General features: G+C 48.6%; 25 protein-coding genes and 1 tRNA gene. 20 read left to right on the top strand and 6 right to left on the bottom strand.

Translation table 11 applies throughout. From position 1 onward, the window contains the following. The first annotated feature begins 17 nt into the window (after nucleotides 1-17). Nucleotides 18-94: transfer RNA gene (locus L0B52_RS08590), tRNA-Arg, on the top strand. A 63-nt stretch (nucleotides 95-157) separates the two neighbouring features. On the opposite strand, the gene gpmA is transcribed toward L0B52_RS08590, so the two are convergent. Then, nucleotides 158-907, bottom strand: a complete 750-nt coding sequence (gpmA, locus tag L0B52_RS08585; protein WP_235064313.1) for a 2,3-diphosphoglycerate-dependent phosphoglycerate mutase — start codon at nucleotides 905-907, stop codon at nucleotides 158-160. 220 nt (nucleotides 908-1127) lie between these two features. Between gpmA and L0B52_RS08580 the strand changes: the two genes are divergently transcribed. From L0B52_RS08580 to L0B52_RS08500, 17 genes are all read left to right on the top strand, one after another. Next, nucleotides 1128-2933, top strand: coding sequence for an alkaline phosphatase (locus L0B52_RS08580; RefSeq protein ID WP_235064312.1), 1806 nt, complete (start codon nucleotides 1128-1130; stop codon nucleotides 2931-2933). Nucleotides 2934-2989: 56 nt separating this feature from the next. Further along, nucleotides 2990-3385 carry a hypothetical protein gene (locus tag L0B52_RS08575; protein WP_409202342.1) on the top strand — a complete coding sequence of 132 codons (396 nt, stop codon included), beginning with the start codon at nucleotides 2990-2992 and terminating at the stop codon, nucleotides 3383-3385. Then, complete coding sequence (locus tag L0B52_RS08570; protein WP_235064310.1) at nucleotides 3386-4075, top strand: ABC transporter ATP-binding protein; 690 nt, start codon at nucleotides 3386-3388, stop codon at nucleotides 4073-4075. It abuts the gene before it with no gap. Next, a complete protein-coding gene (locus L0B52_RS08565) occupies nucleotides 4072-5277 on the top strand; it encodes an ABC transporter permease (protein ID WP_235064309.1) in 1206 nt (401 codons plus the stop codon). The genes L0B52_RS08570 and L0B52_RS08565 overlap by 4 nt, the downstream gene beginning before the upstream one ends. A gap of 186 nt (nucleotides 5278-5463) precedes the next feature. Further along, a complete protein-coding gene (locus L0B52_RS08560) occupies nucleotides 5464-6570 on the top strand; it encodes a high-affinity branched-chain amino acid ABC transporter substrate-binding protein (RefSeq protein WP_409202341.1) in 1107 nt (368 codons plus the stop codon). Nucleotides 6571-6707: 137 nt separating this feature from the next. Continuing rightward, complete coding sequence (gene livH / locus L0B52_RS08555; RefSeq protein ID WP_235064307.1) at nucleotides 6708-7622, top strand: high-affinity branched-chain amino acid ABC transporter permease LivH; 915 nt, start codon at nucleotides 6708-6710, stop codon at nucleotides 7620-7622. Continuing rightward, complete coding sequence (gene livM / locus L0B52_RS08550; RefSeq protein ID WP_235064306.1) at nucleotides 7622-8845, top strand: high-affinity branched-chain amino acid ABC transporter permease LivM; 1224 nt, start codon at nucleotides 7622-7624, stop codon at nucleotides 8843-8845. The genes livH and livM overlap by 1 nt, the downstream gene beginning before the upstream one ends. Further along, the gene (gene livG, locus L0B52_RS08545) at nucleotides 8842-9609 is read left to right on the top strand and encodes a high-affinity branched-chain amino acid ABC transporter ATP-binding protein LivG (RefSeq protein WP_235064305.1); all 768 of its coding nucleotides are present in this window, start codon (nucleotides 8842-8844) and stop codon (nucleotides 9607-9609) included. The genes livM and livG overlap by 4 nt, the downstream gene beginning before the upstream one ends. Further along, nucleotides 9609-10310, top strand: coding sequence for an ABC transporter ATP-binding protein (locus tag L0B52_RS08540; protein ID WP_235064304.1), 702 nt, complete (start codon nucleotides 9609-9611; stop codon nucleotides 10308-10310). The genes livG and L0B52_RS08540 overlap by 1 nt, the downstream gene beginning before the upstream one ends. Nucleotides 10311-10393: 83 nt before the next feature. Continuing rightward, nucleotides 10394-11602, top strand: a complete 1209-nt coding sequence (gene trpB, locus L0B52_RS08535) for a tryptophan synthase subunit beta (RefSeq protein WP_235064303.1) — start codon at nucleotides 10394-10396, stop codon at nucleotides 11600-11602. Between the two features lie 83 nt (nucleotides 11603-11685). Next, nucleotides 11686-12399 (top strand): purine-nucleoside phosphorylase, encoded by a 714-nt coding sequence (gene deoD, locus L0B52_RS08530; RefSeq protein WP_235064302.1) that lies wholly within the window; start codon nucleotides 11686-11688, stop codon nucleotides 12397-12399. A gap of 160 nt (nucleotides 12400-12559) precedes the next feature. Next, a complete protein-coding gene (locus tag L0B52_RS08525) occupies nucleotides 12560-13894 on the top strand; it encodes a hypothetical protein (protein ID WP_235064301.1) in 1335 nt (444 codons plus the stop codon). A 47-nt stretch (nucleotides 13895-13941) separates the two neighbouring features. Beyond that, nucleotides 13942-14268, top strand: coding sequence for a DUF4298 domain-containing protein (locus L0B52_RS08520; RefSeq protein ID WP_235064300.1), 327 nt, complete (start codon nucleotides 13942-13944; stop codon nucleotides 14266-14268). Nucleotides 14269-14355: 87 nt separating this feature from the next. Next, entirely contained in the window at nucleotides 14356-14763 is a 408-nt protein-coding gene (locus L0B52_RS08515; protein WP_235064299.1) for a rhodanese-like domain-containing protein, read from the top strand. Nucleotides 14764-14774: 11 nt separating this feature from the next. Then, the gene (gene grxC / locus L0B52_RS08510; RefSeq protein ID WP_235064298.1) at nucleotides 14775-15032 is read left to right on the top strand and encodes a glutaredoxin 3; all 258 of its coding nucleotides are present in this window, start codon (nucleotides 14775-14777) and stop codon (nucleotides 15030-15032) included. Nucleotides 15033-15035: 3 nt separating this feature from the next. Next, a complete protein-coding gene (locus L0B52_RS08505) occupies nucleotides 15036-16280 on the top strand; it encodes a lipoprotein-releasing ABC transporter permease subunit (protein ID WP_235064297.1) in 1245 nt (414 codons plus the stop codon). Between the two features lie 2 nt (nucleotides 16281-16282). Next, nucleotides 16283-16954: an ABC transporter ATP-binding protein gene (locus tag L0B52_RS08500; RefSeq protein WP_235064296.1), complete on the top strand. Its 672-nt coding sequence runs from the start codon at nucleotides 16283-16285 to the stop codon at nucleotides 16952-16954. Between the two features lie 23 nt (nucleotides 16955-16977). Here the strand turns inward: L0B52_RS08500 and L0B52_RS08495 are convergent, their stop codons facing one another. Both L0B52_RS08495 and L0B52_RS08490 read right to left on the bottom strand, forming a co-directional pair. Continuing rightward, on the bottom strand, nucleotides 16978-17385 hold the full coding sequence (locus L0B52_RS08495) for a CrcB family protein (RefSeq protein ID WP_235064295.1): 408 nt from the start codon (nucleotides 17383-17385) through the stop codon (nucleotides 16978-16980). Next, a complete protein-coding gene (locus tag L0B52_RS08490) occupies nucleotides 17382-18065 on the bottom strand; it encodes an N-acetylmuramoyl-L-alanine amidase (RefSeq protein WP_235064294.1) in 684 nt (227 codons plus the stop codon). Before L0B52_RS08490 ends, L0B52_RS08495 begins: the two co-directional genes overlap by 4 nt. Before the next feature lie 64 nt (nucleotides 18066-18129). Between L0B52_RS08490 and L0B52_RS08485 the strand changes: the two genes are divergently transcribed. After that, a complete protein-coding gene (locus L0B52_RS08485; protein WP_311195336.1) occupies nucleotides 18130-18720 on the top strand; it encodes a hypothetical protein in 591 nt (196 codons plus the stop codon). Continuing rightward, the gene (locus tag L0B52_RS09650; RefSeq protein WP_311195335.1) at nucleotides 18660-19208 is read left to right on the top strand and encodes a hypothetical protein; all 549 of its coding nucleotides are present in this window, start codon (nucleotides 18660-18662) and stop codon (nucleotides 19206-19208) included. The genes L0B52_RS08485 and L0B52_RS09650 overlap by 61 nt, the downstream gene beginning before the upstream one ends. A 15-nt stretch (nucleotides 19209-19223) precedes the next feature. Here the strand turns inward: L0B52_RS09650 and rraA are convergent, their stop codons facing one another. From rraA to aceA, 3 genes are all read right to left on the bottom strand, one after another. Beyond that, nucleotides 19224-19718 carry a ribonuclease E activity regulator RraA gene (rraA, locus tag L0B52_RS08480; RefSeq protein ID WP_235064293.1) on the bottom strand — a complete coding sequence of 165 codons (495 nt, stop codon included), beginning with the start codon at nucleotides 19716-19718 and terminating at the stop codon, nucleotides 19224-19226. Further along, nucleotides 19715-21454 (bottom strand): bifunctional isocitrate dehydrogenase kinase/phosphatase, encoded by a 1740-nt coding sequence (gene aceK / locus L0B52_RS08475; protein WP_235064292.1) that lies wholly within the window; start codon nucleotides 21452-21454, stop codon nucleotides 19715-19717. Before aceK ends, rraA begins: the two co-directional genes overlap by 4 nt. Before the next feature lie 185 nt (nucleotides 21455-21639). Then, nucleotides 21640-22956, bottom strand: a complete 1317-nt coding sequence (aceA, locus tag L0B52_RS08470) for an isocitrate lyase (RefSeq protein WP_235064291.1) — start codon at nucleotides 22954-22956, stop codon at nucleotides 21640-21642. Nucleotides 22957-23101 lie beyond the last annotated feature (145 nt).

The raw sequence follows: 23101 nt of genomic DNA, 5'->3' as shown, positions 1-23101 counted from the left end.
CGCACCTCTTGAGCAACGCGCCCGTAGCTCAGCTGGATAGAGTACCTGGCTACGAACCAGGCGGTCGGAGGTTCGAATCCTTCCGGGCGCGCCAAATTAGAAAAACCCGCTGATTGATCAGCGGGTTTTTTATTATCTAGCGTATGTAAACTAAGATTTAGTCTTTCTTACCTTGGTTGGCCACCGCTTCCATGAGTTTCGCCACTTCTTCTGGGCTGCCTAAAAATTCCCGTTTAATTGGACGAAGGTTGTCATCGAGTTCATAAACAATCGGCACACCGGTTGGGATATTGAATTCGAGAATATCGGCATCGCTCATGTCATCCAAGTATTTCACCAACGCGCGCAAGCTATTACCGTGCGCAACCACTAAAGGCGTTTTTCCTTCTCGTAACGCCGGCACAATACGGTCTTGCCAATACGGTAATACCCGCTCGATGGTCAGCTTTAAGCTTTCCGCACGCGGCAATAACGCTCGATCAAGCTTGGCATAGCGTGGATCGTTTTCTGGCAGGCGCTCATCGCCTTCTTCGAGTGCTGGTGGCGGTGTGTCAAAACTGCGTCGCCAGATTTTGACTTGCTCTTCACCGTGTTTTTCAGCCGTTTCAGCTTTATTAAGCCCTTGCAGTGCGCCGTAGTGGCGTTCATTAAGACGGAAACTGCGCTCAACTGGCAGATACATCAAACCCATTTCATCGAGCGCAATCCACATCGTGCGAATCGCACGCGTGAGCACCGAGGTAAACACGGTATCAATATTCAAATTGGCTGCTTTGAGTTGCGCACCCGCCCGCCGCGCTTCTTCACGCCCTTTATCGGTGAGATCGACATCATGCCAACCGGTAAACCGGTTCTGCAGGTTCCATTCGCTTTGCCCGTGACGTAATAAGATTAGCTTATAACTCATTATTTTCTCCCATTTATAACGTTCTTTATCATAACAAATATAACGGTATATCGAAAAGCATAAGCAGCACGCCATCTTGTTTATAAAGATAAGCTGATTATACTTATTTTATGTTTAAAATCCGTATGTTAAATAAAAGTATTAATTAAAAATTTTGACATATTTTGGCAACACTGCCCCGCGACAATAGCTCTCGCATTATCATCACTTGGAGACCCCAATGCGTTTATCTTCTCTTGCTGTCATCATCAGCGCAGCATTAGCTGCACAAGCACAAGCCGCGACTATTTTCCCCCTTGACCGCGCAACCATCCTTGCTGGTTCCTATTTTGATGTTAAGGTGGAATTCGACCAGGAAATCAAGCCAGAAGACGTTAACATCAGCGTCAATGGTCAACCACTGCAAGATACCCTTAAAGGCGATTATCAGTTTATCGCCCAAGAAAACGGCACACCAGCATCGACTGTATGGCTGCGCAATGTAGCAATTAAAGAGGCTGGTGATTACACCTTAAGCGTGAGTGAAGGCGATAAAGAAAGCAAAGTCAGCTGGAGCGTATTTGCCAGCCCACAAGAACAAAAAGCGAAAAATATCATTTTCTTTGTTGGTGATGGCATGAGCGTTGCCAACCGTACTGGCGCACGAATTTTGTCAAAAGGCGTTTATGAAGGTAAAGCCAATGGCAGATTAGCGATGGATCAAATGCCGTATATGGCGATGATTGGTACCTCTTCTCAAGACACTATCGCCTCTGATTCAGCCAACACCATGAGTGCATACTTAACTGGTCATAAATCGGCGGTCAATGCCATGGGTGTCTATCTAAGTCGTTCAGAAGATAACCTTGATCACCCACGCCAGGAACCACTAGGGTTGCTGGTACGTCGTGTCCCGGGAATGAAGTTCGGCGTGGTTAGTGATGCAGAAGTAGAAGACGCTACACCGGGCGCCATGGTCGCACAAACGCGTCGTCGAGGCGATAAAGATAAAATTGTTGGCATGTTCTATAACGCGCAGCCGGATGTATTGCTTGGTGGTGGCTCAGCATATTTCTTGCCACAAACCACACCGGGATCCAAACGTAAAGATGATACCGACTTCATCCAGAAATTCACCGATGCCGGTTATCAGGTTGTCACCAATAATAGCGAATTAACCAGCATTGGCGCAGATACCACAAAATTACTCGGTCTATTCAACACCGGCAATATGGATGGCGTTTATGATCGCCGTTTTGCCAAAAATGAAGTCACCGCTAAATTCCCCGACCAGCCCGATTTGACCACCATGACACAAACCGCGCTGGACGTTTTATCGAAAGATAACGAGCAAGGGTTCGTTTTAGTCGTAGAATCGGCACGTATTGATAAAGACTCTCATCCTTTGGATTGGGAACGCTCATTCATGAATACCATCATGCTTGATCAATCTATAGCGATTGCCCAGGAATTCGCTGAAAAAAATCCTGATACGATGATTGTCGTGACTGCTGACCACACCCACGGTATTGGCATTATTGGCACAGTTGATGACGAGAAAGAAGGCGAAATGCGCGATAAAGTCGGGACATACGACGAAGCTGGTTATCCAAACTATACGGACGCCGATGGCGACGGTTATCCTGATGATCTGAATGTCAGCAAACGCCTCGCCGTGTTTTACAACAACTTCCCGGATCATTACGAAACCTATCGTCCAAAACTTGATGGCGTATTCGTACCGGCAGTGAAAAACGAGAACGGTCAATATGCTGCTAATGAACAATACAAAGATGCGCCCGGCGCACAACTGCGCATTGGCAACCTGCCCAAAGATGCCGATAGTGGTGTGCATGCCGTTGATGATGTCATCCTCACCGCGCAGGGACCAGGTGCCGAGAACTATCATGGCTATATGGAAAACACCGATTCGTTCAAAGTCATCACCGATGCTTTGGCGCTATCGAACCGCTTACAAGACGAATCTAGTCAGATTCCTGAAGATAGCGTAGATTTCACACCACCATCCAGCAAGGCCGCCCAATAATGGCGTGGTATCATGCACAACATCTCAGAACGCGCTTCGGCGCGTTCTTATTTTTTATGTTTTTGATACCCATAGCCACTGCAAAAACCATCATTGATTTTAATCAGTTATACGGTAGCTTTTCACCGCTAGGACTGGAATTCTCTGACAGAGTAAAAGAGAACGTCGGTAAAGAAGTGGTTATTAAAGGCTTTATGGCGCCACCACTTAAAGCCGAGGCGCAGTTCTTTGTGCTTACCAAAATGCCCATGAGCATTTGCCCGTTTTGTTCCACCGATGCAGACTGGCCAACAGACATTGTAGTGATCTATTTAAAAAAGAAACAAACGTTTACCCAATACAATCAACAAATTGAAGTAGAGGGTCGGTTAGAAACCGGTTCTTGGACTGATCCCGACACAGGTTTCGTCAGCCAGTTGCGATTGCGCGACGCTACATTCACTGCGCTATAAATGAAGCTTAAGGTAAACCAACTACGTGTGCAGGTCGCTAGACAAACCCAGCCTATTCTGGATATTGAGCACCTGTCTTTAGCTCAAGGCGAGCACTTAGCGATTAGCGGCGCATCCGGCAGCGGTAAAACAACGCTAATTCACCATCTCTGTGGTTTAGCGCGCGGTCAGGCTGGGAGTGTATGGTGGGATAATGATGATATTCATCGTCTCAGCCCCACAGCCTGCGACCGCTGGCGTGGCGAGCATCTCGGACTCATCATGCAAAATTTCTACCTCATCGATTCACTCTCTGCACTGGACAATGTGTTATTACCCAGCGCATTACGCCATTTCCGTCTCGAATCCACAGTACGCCAATACGCACTGAGCTTACTAGAACAACTCGGCATTAAAAATCCCAGACAGCGTACCGCCGACCATTCTCGCGGCGAAATGCAGCGTATCGCCATTGCTCGAGCCCTGCTCGGCAAGCCACGTGTATTGATTGCGGATGAACCCACTGCCAGCTTAGACGCAGAAAACGGCGCACAAGTGGCGGCTTTACTGCATGAATTCAGCACATCCTGTGGCGCGACATTCCTCTGCGTGACCCATGATACCGTTTTACAACAACATTTTAGTCACCATATTACACTGGCACATGGTCGTATGATTGAAACAACGCTCAATCATGAGGATCACACGTGACCGCGTTACGCTTATTTACCGCCAGCTTACGCCAACACCCGTGGGGCAGTGCGTTTATTGTCTTACTCATCGCCGCAACGACAGCGCTATCGATGGCCGTTAGTCTCCAAGAACGTGCCTTACGCGAAGGCAGCGCACGCGCCGCTGATCAATTCGATTTAGTTATTGGTGCACCAGGTAGCGAGATTCAACTAGTCCTGTCTAGTGTTTTCTTACAAGCCAGTGATTTGAGTTTGCTCACCCCAACACAAATTGACAACATTGCAAAAAATCCATTGGCATCATGGAGTTCACCCATCGTTTTTGGCGATTATTATCAAGAGCGCCCTATTGTTGGCGTTAATCACGATTTGCTCAGTCTTGATGGTAAACGACGCGCTGAATCCGGACGCTTTTTTACACATCATAATGAAGCTGTAGTCGGCGCACGTAGCGGCCTAAAGATCGGTGATACCATCACCCCGATACACGGTAACCTTGGTGATGCGGATCATCTCACCCACGAGGTCTCTAGTTACACTGTGGTCGGCGTATTACCAGTGGATGGCAGCGTATGGGATCAAGCGATACTTGTGCCGATAGAGAGCGTATGGCTGATGCACGCGATGGATGATAACCCGCACAGCCATCTACGGTGGCAGGAGCCCATCGGTGGCATAGAACCACAAGGCGCACCAGCAGTCATCGTCAAGCCGCAAAGCGTAGCTGGTGCGTATCAACTGCGCAGCCAATATCGCGGTAACGGTACACAAGCGGTATTTCCGGGTGAGGTTCTGGTGCGGCTCTATAGTACATTAGGCGATGCAAAAAAATTACTCAGTGGTATCGCCATTATCACACAGCTACTGGTTGCCCTCGCTGTGTCGGTCATTATTGCGATTTACTTACAGCAACAGCAACGCCAAATTGCCGCATTACGCGCATTTGGCGCACCACGCAACCGAATCTTTTTGCTGATATGGGGCGCATTGCTGATGCTCATTAGTATCGCCATTATTCTCGGCGCTATTGGTGGTTATGCGCTTGCTGCTTTTGCCTCAAATGCCATTAGCGCACAAAACGGATTCATCTTACCGGTTCAATTTAATACCGAAGACATGCGTTTTCTCGCCATCCTTTTTATTATCGGTGCTATTGCCTTACTCATTCCTTCCCTATACCACTATCGTCGTGCGCCTGCCGAGATTTTGCGTGATACATAGCGAGTATTTATACAATTTTGCGTATCCGCACACTAAGTGAGATCCACAAATACCCTGTTGGCTAAAAGTACGCACAGAATTTTCTTATACGATACAAATTCTTCTTGACAGCTTATAGAAATTAAGTCATGGTTATTAACTATTAGACATGTTTTCATTTTCCCCAACAAACAGGAGTCATCTATGATGAAGAAAACCTTGCTGAGCCTCGCTATGGCCGCCATCATGCCCGCAGCTATGGCCGCAGATACTGTCACGATTGCGTTAGCTGGCCCGACGACTGGACCGGTGACCCAATACGGCACCATGCAAAACACCGGTGCTAAAATGGCAATTGAGCAGCTCAATGCGAAAGGCGGCATGAATGGCGCAGAAATCAAATTTGAGATTTACGATGACGCCTGTGAGCCAAAACAAGCGGTTTCGGTAGCTAACCAGATCATCAATGACGGTGTACAATTCGTAGTCGGTCACTTATGCTCATCATCAACCCTGCCAGCGGCAGAAATTTACGATGAAGAAGGCATCATCATGGTGACTCCGGCCTCAACAGCCCCAGAATTAACCGAAAAAGGCTACACCACGATCTTCCGCACCATCGGTACCGATGCACAAAGCGCACCAACCAGTGCCAATTACATCGCTGATGTCATCAAGCCTGAAAATATTGCGTTGTTGCACGACAAACAGCAATACGGCCAAGGCCTCGCTGAAGGCGTTGATAAAGTACTGCGTGAGCGTGGTATCGAACCAGTGATCCTCGAAGGCGTTAACCAAGGTCAGACCGACTTTGCAGCACTCATTACCAAGCTAAAAAGTGCCAACGTTGATTTCGTCTATTGGGGCGGTTATCACCCTGAGTTAGGCCTGATTATCCGTCAAGGCGCTGATCAAGGCTTCACCCCAACCTATATGGGTGCAGATGGTATCGACAACCCGGATCTGTTCGCTATTGCTGGCGATGCGGCTAACGGTATTCTCGCAACTGTACCGAAGAACTTTGCCGAAGACCCAGCAAACGCTGATCTCGTTGCGGCCTTCGAAGAAAAAGGCGATGACGTGAGTGGTCCGTTTGTCTTACCAGGCTACACCGCAGTCCAAGTGATGGTCGATGCTGCTAATAGCGTCGGTAATAACGACGATTTAGACGCGATTGCTGATGCGATTCGCAGCAATGAATTCAACACCCCAATTGGTACCATCAGCTACCAGGAAAACGGGGATTTGAAAGACTTCCAGTCGGTTATTTACGAACTGCAAGCTGATGGCAGCCGTAAATTAGTGACCGAATAAGCACGGGCGTGTCGATAATCACTCGCTAAACCTATCCTTAGCCCTCTGATTGAGGGTTAAGGATTTTTTAAGATAGAAACACTCATTTTTTAACTGGCGGCGTGGCACCCCACGCCGTTTTTAACCCAGCAATTGTTATGTACGATCTTCCTCAACAAATCATTAATGGCGTTACGCTAGGCAGCATTTATGCGTTGATTGCCATTGGCTATACCATGGTCTACGGCATCATCGGCCTGATTAACTTTGCCCACGGCGAAGTCTATATGATTGGCGCCTACACCGGCATTGTCGCCATCGTCGGCCTGCCAATGCTTGGCATCACTGGTCTGCCGATTATTCTTATTCTTGCCTTTATTATTGCCATGGTGGTGACCAGTGGTTATGGCTATATGGTTGAGGCGGTGGCGTATAAGCCGTTACGTAACAGCCCACGCCTGGTACCGCTGATTTCTGCCATTGGTATGTCTATTTTCTTGCAGAACTATGTCGCTAACGGGCAAAGCAATAAAAACATCGCCCTGCAACCGATTGTCAGCCAACGCTGGGAGCTCTTTAGCAGCGAACATATGAGCTTTTCTATTTCCGCGCTGCAAATCATTATTATCGTAGTCACAATCCTTGCGATGATTGCGCTAAATATTTTTATCCAGAATTCAAAGATGGGGCGTGCCTGTCGTGCCTGCGCGCAAGACCTCGGCATGGCGCGTTTACTCGGCATTGACGCCAATAAAATTATCGCCTTAACCTTTGTCATTGGTGCAGCGCTCGCCGCGATTGCCGGCGTTTTAGTTGCGCTCTATTATGGCGTTGTCACCCCGTACATCGGCTTTATCGCCGGACTGAAAGCCTTTACTGCAGCCGTTCTTGGTGGGATTGGCTCTATTCCCGGCGCGATGCTCGGAGGACTACTACTGGGCTTAACCGAAAGCTTCACCTCCGCCTATTTTTCCACTGAATACAAAGATGTGGTCGCATTTTCCTTGCTGATTTTAGTCTTGCTCTTTCGCCCTACCGGTATTCTTGGCAAACCTGAAGTGGAGAAAGTCTGATGCGTCCAGTGCTTAAACAAGCCATCATCATGGCTGTCGTCACATTTTTTATCACCTTACCGATTCTTGGGGTCAAAATTGAGCAAAGCGCTAATGGATTGAGCCTAACCGGTTCATGGATGCATAGTGTGTATGCCGCACTGGCGGTATTTATCGTCAACCTTTGCTTACCGGTACTGCGCTTATCCAAGCGCGTTAACCCGCGCTTTCAACCCTCACGCTATTTAGAGAGCCACCGCGGCTGGGTGCTTGCTGTGCTGATTGTTATTGGTTGTTTAGTGCCTTTTTTGGGCTCTCGCGCCACCATCGATATTGCCACCCTGGCGCTGATTTATGTCCTGCTTGGCTTAGGATTAAATGTCGTGGTTGGTTTTGCTGGCTTACTCGATCTTGGCTATGTCGGCTTTTATGCGGTCGGCGCCTATACCTACGCGTTGATTGCGAGCCATTATGGCATCAGCTTCTGGTGGGTCCTGCCGATTGCTGCGGTTTTATCCGGGATTGTCGGTATTTTGCTCGGCTTCCCGGTGTTGCGCTTACGTGGGGATTATCTCGCGATTGTGACCCTGGGCTTTGGTGAGATTATTCGTATTATGCTCAATAACCTCGACCAATACACCAACGGCCCGCTGGGCATCAGCTCGATTCCCGCGCCTAATCTATTCAATATCGTCTTTACCCGGCGTGCTGAGGAAGGGCAAACACCGTTTCATGAATGGCTCGGGATCAGCTACAGCTCTGAATATCGGTTGATTTTTTTGTATGTGATTATTTTTGCGCTGTGTCTGATTGCCCTATGGGTGATTAACCGCTTGGTGCGGATGCCGGTTGGACGCGCCTGGGAAGCGCTGCGCGAGGATGAGATCGCCTGCCGTTCCTTAGGACTTAACCCCACCACGGTAAAACTTTCCGCTTTTGCTATTGGTGCACTCTTTGCCGGGGTCGCCGGGGCGTTTTTTGCCGCAAAACAAGGCTTTATCAACCCTGAATCATTTACCTTTATCGAATCAGCGATTGTGCTGGCAATTGTGGTGCTTGGTGGCATGGGTTCGCAAATCGGCGTGATCTTAGCCGCTATTGCACTAACGATCATTCCGGAATTGGCGCGTGAATTTTCAGAATACCGCATGCTGATTTTTGGTGCGGTGATGGTGCTGATGATGGTTTGGCGACCACAAGGTTTGATCCCCGCACAGCGGCCGAAAATGGAGCTGCCAGAATGAAATCACTACTCTCTGTAAACGACCTGCGTATGGTCTTTGGTGGCTTGGTAGCGGTCGATGCCGTAACCTTCCACCTCTATCAAGATGAAATCTCTTCAATTATCGGCCCTAATGGCGCAGGTAAAACCACCGTATTTAACTGCATCAGCGGCTTTTATAAACCCAGCGGTGGTACAGTCACCTTAGATAGCGAAGACATCACCGGTAAACCGAGTCATGTGATTGCGCAAAAAGGCCTCACGCGAACGTTTCAAAATATCCGCTTATTTAAGGATATGACGGTGTTGGAAAACCTGTTAATCGCTCGTCATCACAACCTCAATAAAGGGTATTTTGCGGGCATTTTTGGTAGTGGTAATTACCGACGTAGCGAAAATAAGGCCAAGCAACTTGCTGCACAATGGTTAGAATTTTTTAGCCTTAGACAATACGCCAATCATGAGGCCGGCAATCTCGCTTATGGACAGCAACGTCGCCTGGAAATCGCACGCTGCATGATGACCGAGCCTAAGGTACTGATTTTGGACGAGCCCGCTGCCGGACTTAACCCGAATGAAACCGTCGAGCTGGTTAACTTGATTCGCCGCCTGCGTGATGAATTCCGCATCAGTGTATTACTCATTGAGCACGATATGTCGCTGGTTATGCCACTTTCAGAGCAGATTATGGTGATGGAATACGGTCGCCCGATTGCCATCGGCAGCCCTGAAGATATCCGCAACAACCCTGATGTCATCAGAGCTTATTTGGGAGAAGAAGCCTAATGTTACGCATCGACAACCTTCACACCCACTACGGACAAATTGAAGCGCTCAAAGGCATCTCACTCCACGTTGAACAAGGCGAGATTGTTACCTTGATTGGCGCAAACGGTGCTGGAAAATCCACCCTGCTCAACACCATTTGTGGCTCACCTCAGGCGAGCAGCGGCACAATTACCTATGAAGAACAAGACATCACTACCCAACCGACCCATTTGATCAGTCAATCGGGTATTGCTTTAGTGCCCGAAGGACGGCGGGTTTTTTCTGGACTAACGGTTGAGGAGAACCTTGAGCTGGGTGGCTTTCATCAAAGCGCTAGCGACAACCGCCAGCAGATGCGCCATGTCTACGACCTGTTTCCTCGCTTAAACGAACGCCGCAAACAGCGCGCTGGAACGCTGTCTGGTGGCGAACAGCAGATGCTGGCGATTGGTCGTGGCTTGATGATGCGTCCACGCTTATTGCTGCTTGATGAACCCTCGCTTGGTCTCGCCCCACTGATTATCAAACAAATTTTCACGATTATCGAAGACATTCGCGCTGCCGGCATCACCATCTTTTTGGTCGAGCAAAACGCCCACCGCGCCCTGCAAATCGCCGATCGTGGCTATGTATTGGAAATTGGTAACATTATTTTATCCGACAGCGGCGCCAACTTACTGACTTCAGAGCGTGTCAAAGCCGCTTACCTCGGTGGGTAATATCGTTTTAAGATGCACACGATAAATACATCTTACCGTTAAACACACAACGTTTCATCGCGCACATAACAAGGAACAAATTTATGATTAAAGAAGGCCTCTCAGCACAAATCATCCCCGATAGCCAAGGCTTTTTTGGCGCGCATGGCGGCAAAATCGAACACCCTGATTTAGCCAAAGCGATGGATGAAGTCAGCGCTGGTTTTCAAGCGATGATTGCTGATCCCACGTTTATTGACGAGCTCAAACTGCTGCAAAAAACCTACGTCGGTCGCCCGAGCCCGATTTATCATGCACGCACCCTCTCACAGAATGGTGCACAGATTTATCTCAAGCGCGAAGACCTCAACCACACTGGCGCGCATAAAATCAATCACTGCCTCGGTGAAGTGCTGCTTGCGAAAAAACTCGGCAAACGTAAAGTGATCGCAGAAACCGGCGCCGGACAACATGGGGTAGCCTTAGCAACTGCTGCCGCTTTGCTCGGTTTAGAATGCGAAATCCACATGGGCGTGGTTGATATCGAAAAAGAGCATCCTAATGTCTCGCGAATGAAGATTTTAGGGGCTAAAATTGTTCCGGTATCGATGGGGGCAGGAACACTTAAAGAAGCGGTTGACAGCGCATTTGGCGCCTATATGGAACAGTTTGAGGATAGCTTGTTCGCCATTGGCTCAGTCGTTGGTCCGAGCCCTTATCCGGAAATGGTCGCTTATTTTCAGTCGATTGTCGGACATGAAGCGCGCGAACAATTCGACCAAGCCTATGGTGGGCAACCCGATGAAGTGATCGCTTGTGTGGGCGGCGGATCCAACGCGATTGGTTTATTTAATGCCTTCATGGATGATGCGCATGTGGCTTTGGTGGGTGTTGAGCCGGCCGGTGAAGGATTAGACACCGATCGCCATGCCGCCACCCTCACCCTCGGAAAACCCGGAATTATCCAAGGATTCCACTGCTACTTTTTACAAGATGCTGACGGCAATCCGGCGCCCGTACACTCAATCGCCTCAGGGCTCGATTACCCGGGTGTCGGCCCACAGCATTGCCATTTGAAAGACATCGGACGCGCACGCTATGAAACAGCCACGGATAAAGAAACACTGGCCGCGTTTCTCACCTTAGCACGCAGCGAAGGCATTATTCCGGCGCTGGAAAGCGCACACGCCATAGCATATGCGATCAAACGCGCTGCCGAGCTCGATAGCGACAAACGCTTATTGATTAATTTGTCCGGGCGCGGCGATAAAGATTTAGATTATGCAATTGAACGCTTAGGTAGCAATTTATAACGCGCTTTTTTGCTTGTATACTGCGCTTTTAGGGCAGCTAATCCTGCCCGTTGATGATTAATTGTTTCATTCGGAGTATCACCATGACCCCACACATCAACGCAGCCAATGACGCTTTTGCACAAACCGTCCTTATGCCTGGCGACCCATTGCGCGCAAAATTTATCGCCGAAACCTATTTAGAGCAGGTTGAGCAAGTCACCGATGTACGCAATATGCTCGGGTTCACCGGCCTCTATCAAGGCAAAAAAATCTCTGTGATGGGACACGGCATGGGGATTCCTTCATGCTCAATTTACGCCACTGAACTGATTAAAGATTATGGGGTTAAAAATATTTTCCGTGTCGGTTCGTGTGGGGCGGTACTTGATGAGGTTAATGTGCGCGATATTGTGATTGGTATGGGTGCGTGTACCGATTCTAAGGTCAACCGTATGCGTTTTCGCGATCATGATTTCGCAGCGATTGCCGATTTTGATCTCACCCGAGCGTTGGTTGATGCTGCTAAAGCGCGAAACCTCAACGCTAAAGTGGGCAACCTGTTTTCTGCCGATTTATTTTATAGCCCCGATCCTGAGATGATTGAGGTGATGAAAGCGTACCGGATTTTAGGGGTTGAGATGGAAGCGGCCGGTATTTATGGGGTGGCTGCTGAATTTGGCGCGCGTGCCGCCACCATTTGTACTGTTTCTGATCATATCACCAAAGGGGAAGCGACCAGCGCCGAAGAGCGGCAAACCAGCTTTAATGATATGATGATTGTAGCGCTTGATGCGGCGTATCAGGTAACGGATTAACCTCGATACACCCTTCCTGTCAGCGTGTGGTCTGTTTTAATCCGCACGCTGATCAGTACCACGCTTTTTTGACAACTTTGGCATAAAACAAATGGATTTGATTAGGGTAGAACACAGCAATAACATATTACGGTGTCTTAAAACTGGGCTGCAAGCGACTTTGAGCTGCCACCACTCCGGACTATTACTCACATTATTAGCCGAGTGCAGCCAACACAATGGTTCAGTCAGCGCAGAAGCATTAACCACCGCCATCCAGCAACACCAACCCACCTTTCGCCTACACCGCAACCAAATGTTGCGCCTTGCGCAAGACCTTGATCAGGCTTTTAGCGCATTACAATTAAACGTTGCCATCCTGCCACGCAAACAGCGCCGTTCAACAGGCCCTTGGACATTATCGTCTCCGGTGACCCTACAGAAAAACGACCGCCATACAAGCACGCATTCCTCAGCCGAAAAAAGCCACTATTTTTATTACCCGGAGCAACAGGCAGCCTATCAACCCTCCGTACTGTGTCAGTTTCTCTCACATTTTTTAAGCGCAGATGTGTTTTTGCGCGATGGTCACCTCAATGAAGCGCTTGAACATCTCTCAGCTTGTGAAACCTTCCCTACCCGTCCGATGCTTGACGCGATCATTGATTTTCGCCGTATTCGTCTCCTGCATTATTTAGGCCGCAGCGATGAAACCCAAGCCACCATCCATAAAATACTCGACTATGCCGCACAAACCTACGATCAGAGCGTAACGAATTTAGCGTATTATTGGTTAGCGAACACACAATACGGCCGTGCACCGGCACTCAATTATGCCGCCTTGCTTGAAACGATGCCCAAACCGCAAAGCTTCGATCATCCTGATAATGTATCAATAATGTACTGGCACAACTTACAAGCCCTTCTGCTGCGTCGCAAAATATTATCAGACCCTGAACAATATGCCTGGTGTCATGAGCAGGCGCTATATCATTTTGAAGAGGCTATTTTTAGCGCTATTCGCATTAACAACAGCGATCGGCTGATGGATTTCATCGCCAATATGGCGCTGCATTTACAAGAATTATTGCCGCTGGGTTTAACCAACGAACAAGATGTGTTTTCCTGCTACCAACTGCTGATTAATTTTGAAGATAAATTCCATTGTGGCGATCATTCTGTTTGGGATCATATCTACTTTACCGAATTCTATTTCTCACTCAGCAAAGATCAACGCAATGAATTACAAAACAAAATTTCTCTGGTAGGTATGGACCCGAGCAATGAGCGCTTCTACACCAATACCCTAGAAAAATTAAAACGCTGTGGCGATAATCGTCAACGGGCGATTTTCCTCATGTGGTATCGAGCGTTTGCCTGCGAACAACTCAGTAAAGCTAAAGTGCGTGAAATTAGCAATACACTGGTCAAGCTGATTAATGCCCAACCGGCTTATTTTCGCAAAGCACTCCGCGCAGAAGGCTACGCTGAGCATCTAAATCAGCTATCACTTTAGCGAGTAATCAACGATAATACAGCGCATTAACGCATTATGGGGGTCTTATGAACGATCAAGCCTTTAACACTTTATTAGAAATGCAGCGCCTATACACCGAGCTCACTCAGGATGCTGTGGAACTCCGTGCTTTTGTTGAAACCTTAGAGCGCATTGATCAGCGCTACCAGGCGTTAAGCACGTTTTATCAAGATCACTGGTTAGCGCTAGTTGAATCCGACTGTTTAAGCGAGGCACAACAACATGCGCTTGACGAAGCCGTTGCTCCGAACACTTACTCGATTCTTGGTGAAGACACGATTTGGAACACGATCAGCGAGATTCATCAAAACTACCTCACCCTGCTAAAATCCCTCGCGCAAAAAATATCTTAAAGCCTTGTTCATCTAACCGCTTATATAATTTTAGGCAGGTTTTCGCTATAATCCGCGCTTTGTAGTTTATTCACGGACCCGACAATCATGTCATTTAGCCAATTTGCTCAGGAAAACCTGATTTTATTTTTAATTCTCGCTGCAGCGATTATCGCGATTATTGTTTATGAGCTGCGCAACAAAAGCGCCTCCGGCAAGTCGCTCTCGCCTCTACAAACTGCCCAACAAGCCAACCAAGGCGCAAGCCTCATCGATACTCGCCCAGCAGCAGAGTTTAAAAATGGCCATATTGCTGGGGCTAAAAACATCCCCGCCGAGCAATTTGCGGAAAAAATGAAACTCAAAAAAGACAAAGCGATCATTTTAGTGTGCAAAACGGGGATTGCTGTGCGCAATCAAGCAAAGTGGTTGCATCAAAACGGCTACAGCGACGTCAGCATCTTATCTGGCGGTATGGATGCCTGGATCCAAGAAAATTTACCGACAGTTAAGTAAGCGAGGTCGTTATGAAACCAGTCACTATGTACATCAAGCCTACCTGTCCGTATTGCCAGAACGCCCATTTTCTTCTTGAAGACAAAGGCGTCCATTACACCGCAATTAATCTCCTACAGCAGCCAGAACGCCGTGATGAAATGATTGAGCGCAGCAATGGCCGCACCACCGTGCCACAGGTATTTATTGGTGACACTCATGTCGGCGGTTTTGACGAATTAGAAGCCTTGAACGATTCTGGTGAGCTCGATCAACTGCTGGCTGAATAAACCATGAATGCACTCCCGGCAAAGATTGGCTTACGCTACGCTTATGCGCGGCGTGGCAGCTCATTTATTGGTTTAAACGCCATCTTAGCCATTATTGGCATCACCATCGGTATTGCTGCACTCATCGTTGTGTTATCAGTGATGAACGGCGTAGTCTCACAAGTACGCGATAAAATGCTCTCAATGACGGCCCATGCCTCTATCCGGCCAAGCTTTGCTACAACCATGCCTGCTGGCTTTGATCCAACGCCTTACTTGAGCGATGAGCAGCATATTGTTTCTTTTGCACCGATCGTTCAAGGTCAAGGGTTGATTGGCGATGGTCGATCGTTCCAAGGCGTATTGTTACAAGGCGTGGACCCTGAGCAACAAAGCGGCGTTTCCGAAACCTTTGCTGAAGTACCGCAAGAAGTGCGTGAACAGCTCACCCCAGGAAGTTTTAATTTGATCCTAGGCTCAGAACTGGTCACCAAAATTGGCGCTGAAGTTGGTGATAAGATCACGATTATCGTACCAGAGGTCACCGCCTCAGCGGCCGGCTTGATGCCGCGGTTGAAACGCTTTACCTTAATCGGGACTTTTCACAGCGGCCACATCCAGTTTGATAGCAGTCTTGCGCTAACCAATATACAAGACGCGGGCAAACTATTGCGCCTGCCGCCGCAACCGAGCAGCTATGTGATCATGCTCGATGATCCTTTAAAAGCACCACTGGTGCGCGGACGCTTACAAAGCAAGCTGCCTGGCAATGTGTATGCCAGCGACTGGAGTTTGGATCAGTCGGTATATTTCAGCACCGTACAAACTGAGAAAAACGCGATGTTCATCATTTTATGCCTGATCATCCTGGTCGCTGCGTTTGGTCTGCTGTCATCGATGTATATGGTGGTGAATGAAAAACGCCGCGATATTGCGATTTTGCGCACTATGGGCATGACGCGCAACAACATCCGCCGGCTGTTTCTCACCCAAGGGATGATTTTTGGCGGGATTGGTACGCTGCTTGGTGTCTCGCTTGGGGTAATCATTTCGCTCAATATCCCAGCGATTATGGATTTCTTACAGCGCCAAACCGGCTACGCCTTGCCAAAAACGATGTATCTCATTGAGGAGCTCAGTGCGAAAATTGATCCTAATGTGATTATTGGCGTCAGCGCGGTTGCCCTGATCCTCACCCTGTTATTCTCGGTGATACCGGCGCACCTTGCCGCTAAAACCGAACCAGCACGCGCCTTGAGCCAGGAGTAAGCATGAGCGAGTACATTCTTCAGGCTGAGGGATTAAATTTTGCCTATGAGCAACTGCCGATCCTAAACGATCTTTCGCTGCAGGTTCGTGCTGGCGAAAGTCTCGCGATTGTTGGCGCGTCTGGCTCAGGAAAAAGCACCCTGCTGCATATTCTTGCTGGACTAGATATACCACAAAGTGGTGAGGTTTCGGTGTGTGGTGAACGGATCAATGGCGCCAGCGACCGTAAACGCACCCAGCTGCGTAATCGACTGATGGGCTTTGTGTATCAATTCCATCACCTGCTGCCAGAGTTTAGCGCCCATGAAAACGTCGCCATGCCATTACTCATTCGTGGCACACGCCGTAAAGACGCATTAAAAGCTGCTGAGAAGCTGCTTGATCGCGTTGGATTGTGTGAGCGAATGACGCACCTGCCGAGTGAACTTTCTGGTGGTGAGCGTCAGCGTACGGCGATTGCGCGCGCCTTGGTCAATCAACCGAGCTGCTTACTCGCTGATGAACCAACCGGTAACCTTGATCAGGACAGCGCAACCGCTGCATTTGCCTTAATGCAGGAAATCATTGCTGAGCAACAAGGGGCGCTGATTATTGTCACCCACGATCTAGAACTCGCGGCAAAAATGGATCGTTGTCATCATTTAGTGCGTGGTCAATTGGTCGACCAAGACTAAGCGGCCTCATGCGAACAGGCAGATTATTTAAGCCCAGAAAACGTACTGATCAGCCATTGACCGCTCGCCAGCCCTGCAAAGCACAGGATAAAGCCACCAATGAGTTGCGTTGCTAAATGGGTGAAGGCCAAAGCGAACGCACCTTTTTGCCAAAGCATCAGTGCATCTAGGGTAAAGGTTGAGTAGGTAGTGAAGCTGCCCAAAAACCCGGTGAGTAACAGCAGCGTCCATGCAGGATGTGGCTTATATTGCAGTAATAGCGCGCTAATCATGCCGATGGCAAAGCAACCAATCAGATTAATACTCAGTGTCGCCCAAAAGGTTTCCCGGTAGAGGTTAGCTACCAGCCACAGCGTCAGCCCATAACGTGCCAATGCACCTAAAGCCCCACCAAAAGCCACCGCGCTGAGTACGAGTGGAACACTCATCATAACTCCTTCTCTGATTGCAGATAGTATTGCACGGCTTGGGCTAATCCGTCCATGCGTTGAGCTAATCTATCAGGATCATTTAACCACGCCATATCGTGCTTGTTATTCATCATCCCTAATTCAACCAGTATCGCTGGACATGCGGTGTTGTGTAACACTTGGAAATTACGCCGTTCAATTTTTGCAAAATAGCGCCATTGTGCGTCATGTAAATAATTCATCATCTGTGCACTCACGCGCTCGGCGTGTTCACGATAGCGTGTTAGGCGCTTAGGGTTCACATCTTCAGGCAACGTTTGTTTGATCCCACGATCATTGAGACTAAAGAATCGCATACCCCCGGAGGTGGTTTGTGAATCGGTAAACGTGTCGACATGCAAACTAATAAACAACCCACCCGGGCAATGCCTCGTGGCACGCGCCACACGCTCAGATAACGGCAGGGTTTGATCCCCTTGTCGGGCTTGGTAGGCATAAATACCGCGCAGCTCCAGTGCTTCAGCTAAAGCAACACTCGCCGCGAAGGTCAGATCTTTTTCAAATACCATATCTTCTTGCCAGAAGCCGGTTGCGCCAGCATCATTCCCACCATGACCTGCATCAATCACCACCTGTGTCAGTCCTATACGACCAACCAACACAGCGGTTAATATCAATGTGAGCCTCGCAAAACGCAGCATATTTCCCTTCATAGACGCTAAATTGATATTATGGTGCGCTTAAGTATCAGACGCAAACACAACCATGCAGATTTATTTAGTCGGCGGTGCGGTACGCGATCGATTACTCGGTTTGGCGGTGAAAGATCGCGACTTTGTGGTGGTCGGTGCTACACCAGCACAACTTCTCGCCCAAGGGTTTCGCTCAGTAGGACACGATTTCCCCGTCTTCTTACACCCTAAAACTGGTGAAGAGTATGCCCTTGCGCGTATGGAGCGTAAAACAGCGCGTGGTCATCAAGGGTTTGCCTTTGCTTATAGCTCTGAGGTCAGCCTTGAAGAAGATTTACAGCGCCGTGATCTCACCATCAATGCGATTGCTGAAGATGAAAATGGCGCACTAACCGACCCTTATGGCGGGATTAATGATATCGAGCACCGCATCTTGCGCCACGTGAGCCCGGCATTCTCTGAAGACCCGCTACGGGTATTGCGTCTATTGCGTTTTTACGCACGCTTTGCCCCACTCGGCTTTAGTATTGCTCCTGAAACACTCACCCTAGCTAAAGAGATGGTCGCGCGCGGTGAATTGAGCGAGTTAACCGCTGAACGGGTATGGGGGAATGCGAAAAAGCGCTTAACACCGATGAGCCATGGCATTTTTTCACAACTCTAGCAGAGATTGATGCACTAAACGTCTTACTCGCTGAGACCACACCAAACGCTGCCACACAACAACAGATGCAGCACAGCCTGCAAACCGCAAGCAAACACAGCGCGCGGATCGCACCACGTTTAGCAGCGTGGCTACTGCCATGTTCTGATTGTGCTGCGGCGATATCACACGTGTTACCACTACCGAATCCAGTGAAATATTGGATTAAACTGCTCGCTAGCCACGCACATACCGTGCGCAACTGGTCTGAAGCGACAGCGAGTGATAAATGGGCGGTGTTAAAACACAGCGGTAGCCTGCGTCAGGATGGTGATTTAGCCGAACTCCTAAGCGTCCTCGGTATTGAAGATCCGCAGTACACGACGGTTATTCGTGCCATGCAGGCTTGCCACGCCCTAGACATCCAGAGCCTACAGCAGCAAGGATTTAGCGGTAATGAACTCGGTCAGGCGATTAAGCAAGCGCAAATCGCCCTATTGAGTTGGTAAGATGACGCTAGCCAATCAATCGCTGTGCAACGCACGCTCAGCGAAAATAATCCCATCGCTATCGGCGTAGCAGTAATCGCCTGATTTAACCTGCACCCCAGCAAAATGCAGCGCGACACCACGCTGCCCTTCATTACGCTTTTCAGTTTTTAGTGGATGCGTGCCCAGTGCTTTCACGCCAATCGGTAACGTATTAATAATCGCACTATCACGAATCAGCCCATAGACAATCACACCAACCCAGCCGCCATCAACTGCTTGCTGTGCTAAATTATCGCCTAAATGCGCGCGACGCATTGACGCACCAGCATCAACCACCAACACCCGTCCATCGCCGTTTTTCTCGGCTAAAATCGATTTCACGACTGAATTGTCTTCGTAACATTTCACCGTTTCAATCACACCATGAAAGGCAATATTTTGGCCAAAGCTGTGCCAAATCGGCTCACAAATTTGCACTTCCCGCTCAAAATCATCACACAAATCAGCGGTGGCAATGATAGTACTCATAAGGATTCTCCTGTCGGGATAGAAAAGCGACGGCGGTCATCGTAGGGATAAACATCCAATAATTCGCCATCGTTGATGCGGTTTTGCACGTCTTGCCAATAGTCCGCACGCATCAAATGCGGGAAATCTTTGCTGAACGTGTGGCGTAAGGTTTCTGTGTTGAGCAAGAAGCTGCGAAATTCTTCGGGAAAAACGTCATTCTCACCAATCGAATACCAAGGCTCACTGGCCATCTCTTGCTCGGGTGTGCGCGGCGGCGGGATGCGGCGAAAACGGCATTCTTCAATCGGCACGATCTCGTCGTAATCATAAAACACAATCCGCTCATGGCGCGTCACACCAAAATTTTTCAGCAATAAATCACCGGGGAAAATCCCCGCGGCGGCAATTTCTTCAATCGCTTTGCCATAATCTTTGAGGATTTTCGCGCTGTGTTCGGTGTCTAAATCGCGTAGATAGAGGTTGAGTGGCGTCATGCGTCGCTCGATATAAAGGTGGTTGATGACGATCTTATCGTCTTCGTGAATAATATTCTCCGCACACGTCGCTTCAATCTTCTCAAGTAATTCATCATTAAATCGGTCTCGAGGAAATGCCACGTAGGAAAATTGCCAGGTATCGGCCATACGCCCAACGCGATCGAGTTGTTTAATCAGGTGATAGCGCTGTTTGACCAAGGCATGAGTGACTTTTTTATTGGGGTGGAATTTGTCTTTAATGATCTTAAACACATAAGGGTAGGATGGCAGCGTAAACACCATCATCACCATCCCTTCTTCACCAGGTGCGATAATAAAGGAATCGCTGGAATGGCGCAGATGGTATAAAAAAGCGCGATAGAATTCGTTTTTACCCTGCTTATGAAAACCAATCGCGGTATACAAATCGGCTAAGTTTTTCGTGGGTAAAATGCTTTGCATGAACTGCACCAACACCGACGGCACTGGAAAATCGACCTTAAAATAGGCGCGGGTAAAGCTAAAAATATGTGACACATCGTCAGGATTGGTCAGCACCGCATCCACATAACACTCGCCCTGCGCATTTTGTAACACCGCGATTACCAGCGGCGTTTTACGTGCATTATTGAGAATCCGCCCGACCACATACGCACCTTTATTGCGATAAAAAATCGGGGTTAAAATTTGTAGCTGCAAATGACTGCTGTGGTGTTTTTGTTCTAAGGTTAAGTCAACCACCGAGGCAATATTGGCGATATCGCGTTCAATATCGGCAAAAGGCAAATCGAGCGGCAATTCCTCAAGCAGGCGACGAATTTCTTCGTTCATCCCGGTTTGTTCGGGGTAATACGCACGATAATCGGGCTGCTCGCATTCGATATGCTGGGTGTTAATTGCTTGATGAAAAAAGATATATTGGTTGTTGTAGTAGCGGCGGTTAAAGAGTTTACAAAACACCGAATTAAAAAAACTTTCTGCCAGCTCTGGCTGTAAATGGTTGTAAAGGAGGTTGATGTAATGGCGCTTCACCTTCGGCCATAAGGTTTCATCAAGCTCGTTGATATCCTCTTCTTCTCTAAGAATATTCACACATTCTCTAACGCGCTCGTCGTATAAATCGACCTGCTCACGGGCATCTTGCTTGGCCGCCAACCAACTTTGGTCGTGAAAATGTTGTGCAGCGCGACGGTTGTACTCAGTAAAGATACGGTGGTGGCGATCAAAGCCACTTAACAGCACATGAGCAATATGTTCGGCACATTGTTGTATTGGCATAAAATGACCCGGTTTTACTAAGGCAAAAGCCCACACGCGGCGGGCTTTGCTCTGTTGCTATTTATCGATGAACTCATGCAGAGGGAAGGAACAGTCCGGCAAATGATGATCTCTCACAGCCATCGACTGATCGATGCTGGCTTGATACTGCCTATGCCCCACGCATTGCATGCTAAGCCTCATCCTTAGAACTGCGCTTCTTCGGTTGAACCCGTTAACGCGGTGACCGATGATTGACCACCTTGGATCACCGTGGTGACGTCATCAAAGTAGCCTGCGCCAACTTCTTGCTGATGCGAAGCAAAGGTATAGCCACGTTCAGCGGCGGCAAATTCTGGCTGCTGCACTTTTTCCACATAGTGCTTCATCCCTTCACCACGTGCGTAGTGATAAGCCAAGTCGAACATGTTGTACCACATATTATGGATACCAGCGAGGGTAATAAACTGGTATTTATAGCCCATTTTTGACAGTTCTTCCTGGAACTTAGCGATCGTCGCATCATCTAAGTTTTTCTTCCAGTTAAACGATGGTGAGCAGTTATACGCCAAGATTTGATCTGGGTATTTTGCATGGATCGCGTCAGCAAACTTTTTCGCTTCTTCCAAGTCAGGGGTCGCGGTTTCACACCACACCATATCGGCGTAAGGCGCATACGCCAGTCCGCGTGAAATCGCCTGATCGATGCCGGCGCGTGTGCGGAAAAACCCTTCGCTTGAGCGCTCGCCGGTAATAAAGTCAGCATCATAAGGGTCAGCATCTGAAGTTAACAAATCCGCTGCATTAGCATCGGTTCGCGCTAAAACGATGGTTGGCACACCCATCACATCCGCAGCCAAACGCGCAGCAATCAGTTTTTGCACTGCCTCCTGGGTTGGCACCAATACTTTACCACCCATATGACCACATTTTTTCACCGCAGCGAGCTGGTCTTCAAAGTGCGCGCCAGCCGCACCGGCGTTAATCATGTTTTTCATCAATTCAAAGGCATTTAACACCCCGCCAAAGCCCGCTTCCGCATCAGCAACAATCGGTAAGAAATAATCTGTGGCATCTTCACCTTTAATCTTGCCGTCGACCTGCGCTTTCCATTGGATCTCATCAGCGCGCTTAAAGGTATTGTTAATCCGGCGCACCACGGTTGGTACTGAATCATAAGGATAGAGCGATTGGTCCGGATACATGGTTTCGCCCGTATTAGCATCTGCCGCCACCTGCCAACCCGATAAATAAATCGCTTCAATACCGGCTTTGGCCTGTTGCATCGCCTGACCACCAGTGAGCGCGCCCATGCAATTTACATAGCCTTTCTTCGACTCGCCATTAACCAAAGCCCACAGCTTTTCCGCGCCACGGCGCGCAATCGTATGTTCTGGCTGAACTGAGCCGCGCAAACGTACCACGTCTTCCGCGCTATAAGGGCGTTCTACCCCTTTCCAGCGTGGGTTTTCTGCCCAATCTTTCTTCAATTCATCGACTTGCTGTTGGAAACTTTTGCTCATAATGGCACTCCCGAAGTTAAGGATAATAATCAAGACAGTAAATGGCTGATGCTGTATTGCTGACATCAAGCGCTTTGCTGTTGGGTTTCATCATAAAACGGGTGTTTGTCAAGTGCAATATCAAAAGCAATGCTTATTATTATGC

The organism is Suttonella sp. R2A3 (genome assembly GCF_021513215.1).
Taxonomy (GTDB): domain Bacteria; phylum Pseudomonadota; class Gammaproteobacteria; order Cardiobacteriales; family Cardiobacteriaceae; genus JAHUUI01.
Note: the sequence above shows the minus strand (reverse complement) of the source record. Positions and strands in the feature narration are given on the sequence as shown.

Coding starts and splice junctions, on each gene's coding strand:
- gpmA (WP_235064313.1), bottom strand. CDS start 907: ATGAGTTATAAGCTAATCTTATTACGTCACGGGCAAAGCGAATGGAAC.
- L0B52_RS08580 (WP_235064312.1), top strand. CDS start 1,128: ATGCGTTTATCTTCTCTTGCTGTCATCATCAGCGCAGCATTAGCTGCA.
- L0B52_RS08575 (WP_409202342.1), top strand. CDS start 2,990: ATGTTTTTGATACCCATAGCCACTGCAAAAACCATCATTGATTTTAAT.
- L0B52_RS08570 (WP_235064310.1), top strand. CDS start 3,386: ATGAAGCTTAAGGTAAACCAACTACGTGTGCAGGTCGCTAGACAAACC.
- L0B52_RS08560 (WP_409202341.1), top strand. CDS start 5,464: ATGAAGAAAACCTTGCTGAGCCTCGCTATGGCCGCCATCATGCCCGCA.
- livH (WP_235064307.1), top strand. CDS start 6,708: ATGTACGATCTTCCTCAACAAATCATTAATGGCGTTACGCTAGGCAGC.
- livM (WP_235064306.1), top strand. CDS start 7,622: ATGCGTCCAGTGCTTAAACAAGCCATCATCATGGCTGTCGTCACATTT.
- livG (WP_235064305.1), top strand. CDS start 8,842: ATGAAATCACTACTCTCTGTAAACGACCTGCGTATGGTCTTTGGTGGC.
- L0B52_RS08540 (WP_235064304.1), top strand. CDS start 9,609: ATGTTACGCATCGACAACCTTCACACCCACTACGGACAAATTGAAGCG.
- trpB (WP_235064303.1), top strand. CDS start 10,394: ATGATTAAAGAAGGCCTCTCAGCACAAATCATCCCCGATAGCCAAGGC.
- deoD (WP_235064302.1), top strand. CDS start 11,686: ATGACCCCACACATCAACGCAGCCAATGACGCTTTTGCACAAACCGTC.
- L0B52_RS08520 (WP_235064300.1), top strand. CDS start 13,942: ATGAACGATCAAGCCTTTAACACTTTATTAGAAATGCAGCGCCTATAC.
- L0B52_RS08515 (WP_235064299.1), top strand. CDS start 14,356: ATGTCATTTAGCCAATTTGCTCAGGAAAACCTGATTTTATTTTTAATT.
- grxC (WP_235064298.1), top strand. CDS start 14,775: ATGAAACCAGTCACTATGTACATCAAGCCTACCTGTCCGTATTGCCAG.
- L0B52_RS08505 (WP_235064297.1), top strand. CDS start 15,036: ATGAATGCACTCCCGGCAAAGATTGGCTTACGCTACGCTTATGCGCGG.
- L0B52_RS08500 (WP_235064296.1), top strand. CDS start 16,283: ATGAGCGAGTACATTCTTCAGGCTGAGGGATTAAATTTTGCCTATGAG.
- L0B52_RS08495 (WP_235064295.1), bottom strand. CDS start 17,385: ATGATGAGTGTTCCACTCGTACTCAGCGCGGTGGCTTTTGGTGGGGCT.
- L0B52_RS08490 (WP_235064294.1), bottom strand. CDS start 18,065: ATGCTGCGTTTTGCGAGGCTCACATTGATATTAACCGCTGTGTTGGTT.
- L0B52_RS08485 (WP_311195336.1), top strand. CDS start 18,130: ATGCAGATTTATTTAGTCGGCGGTGCGGTACGCGATCGATTACTCGGT.
- L0B52_RS09650 (WP_311195335.1), top strand. CDS start 18,660: ATGGGGGAATGCGAAAAAGCGCTTAACACCGATGAGCCATGGCATTTT.
- rraA (WP_235064293.1), bottom strand. CDS start 19,718: ATGAGTACTATCATTGCCACCGCTGATTTGTGTGATGATTTTGAGCGG.
- aceK (WP_235064292.1), bottom strand. CDS start 21,454: ATGCCAATACAACAATGTGCCGAACATATTGCTCATGTGCTGTTAAGT.
- aceA (WP_235064291.1), bottom strand. CDS start 22,956: ATGAGCAAAAGTTTCCAACAGCAAGTCGATGAATTGAAGAAAGATTGG.